Raw genomic sequence first — 1,419 nt, forward strand, 5'->3', positions numbered from 1 at the left:
AGCGCCGCGACCAGCCGCAGCAGCACCGCGCGCATGCCCGGAAAGGCTTCCACGCCGTAGCCGCGACGGCGCGCCACCACGTAGCCGGTCACCATCAGCACCACCGTCATCAGCAAGGCCGGCACGATGCCCGCGGCGAACAGGTCGGCGATGGACAGGCCACCGCCGGCCGCGGCCGAGAACAGGATCAGGTTGTGCGACGGTGGCACCAGCAGCGCCACCAGTGCCGCGGTGATGCTGACGTTGACCGCGAAGTCGCGGTCGTAGCCGCGCTTGACCATCTGCGGGATCATCGTGCCACCCACCGCCGAGACGTCGGCGATCGCCGAGCCGGACACGCCACCGAAGAACAGCGAGGACAGGATCGACACCTGGCCCAGGCCGCCGCGCATGCGCCCGACCAGCGACGAGGCCAGCGAGATCAGGCGCTCGGAGATGCCACCGCGCATCATGATTTCACCGGCGAAGATGAACAGTGGAATGGCGATCAGCGAGGCCGAACCGGTGCCGGCGGAGATCTGCTGCACCAGCACGATGCTGGGCAGGTCCAGGTACAACAGGGTGGCCAGTGCCGCGGCGGCCAGCGCATAGGCGACCGGCACGCCGATCAGCAGCAGCACGCCGAACACGGCGAAGAGGATTGCGATACCCATGGCTCAACGGTCTCCTTCAGCGGTGCCGGCACTGCCCGCGCCGGCCTGCAATGCCTGCGCCATCCGGTTCAATGCGAACACCGCCATCAGCGCGCCACCGATGCTCAACGGCAGGTAGTTCACGCTCTGCGGCAGGTTGGCGCCGGCGGTCTTGATGTGCAGGCCGTCCAGCCACAGCACCCAGCCCCACCAGGCGATGAAGCCGCCGATGACGGCGATGATCAGCGGCACCAGTGCATCGATCACGCGCTTGATCGCCGGGTTGATGTAGTCGGCCAGCAGGAAGAAGCCGAAGTGGCGGTTGGTGTACACGCCGGCCGCCGCGCCCAGGCTCATCGCCGTGCTCAGCAACAGCAGCGTCACCGGCTCGGTCCAGCTGGGCGAATCATTGATCACGTAGCGGGCGAAGACCTGCCAGCCCTGCACCACCACCAGCCCGAGCAGGGCCAGCACGGCGATATGGATGACGACGTCGGCCAGCCGTTCCAGCACGCGCTGGAAGCCCGTCGTCACCGTGGTTTCGTTGGTATCAGACATCGTGGCGCGGTCCTCAGGCGAAGTCGCGGATGCGACGGTGCAGCGCGGCGATGTCCGCCTGCTTCAGGTAGTCGCGCAGCAGCGGTGCCGCCGCTTCGCGGAAGGCCGGCATGTCCACCGCATTGGCTTTCACGCCGTAGGCCAGCACCGCGTCGCGCGCCTTGTCCTCGGAGGCATCCCACTCCCTGCGCATCACCTGCACCGACTGCCGCGCCAGCTCCAGCAGCAG

General features: G+C 68.0%; 2 protein-coding genes and 1 pseudogene. All 3 read right to left on the minus strand.

Annotation, left to right across the window (positions count from 1 at the left end):
* A partial coding sequence (locus VA603_RS18350) for a TRAP transporter large permease subunit (RefSeq protein WP_323439689.1) occupies positions 1 to 653 on the minus strand: 653 nt, incomplete at its 3' end.
* A 3-nt stretch (positions 654 to 656) separates the two neighbouring features.
* Positions 657 to 1,190, minus strand: a complete 534-nt coding sequence (locus VA603_RS18355) for a TRAP transporter small permease (RefSeq protein ID WP_132862282.1) — start codon at positions 1,188 to 1,190, stop codon at positions 657 to 659.
* A gap of 13 nt (positions 1,191 to 1,203) precedes the next feature.
* Positions 1,204 to 1,419: pseudogene (locus tag VA603_RS18360) on the minus strand (TRAP transporter substrate-binding protein); the annotation flags it as partial.

This window comes from Stenotrophomonas capsici (genome assembly GCF_034961085.1).
GTDB classification, from domain to species: domain Bacteria; phylum Pseudomonadota; class Gammaproteobacteria; order Xanthomonadales; family Xanthomonadaceae; genus Stenotrophomonas; species Stenotrophomonas capsici.

Bases quoted from the DNA above. Each gene is read 5' to 3' on its own strand.
- VA603_RS18355 (WP_132862282.1), bottom strand. From the start codon at position 1,190: ATGTCTGATACCAACGAAACCACGGTGACGACGGGCTTCCAGCGCGTG.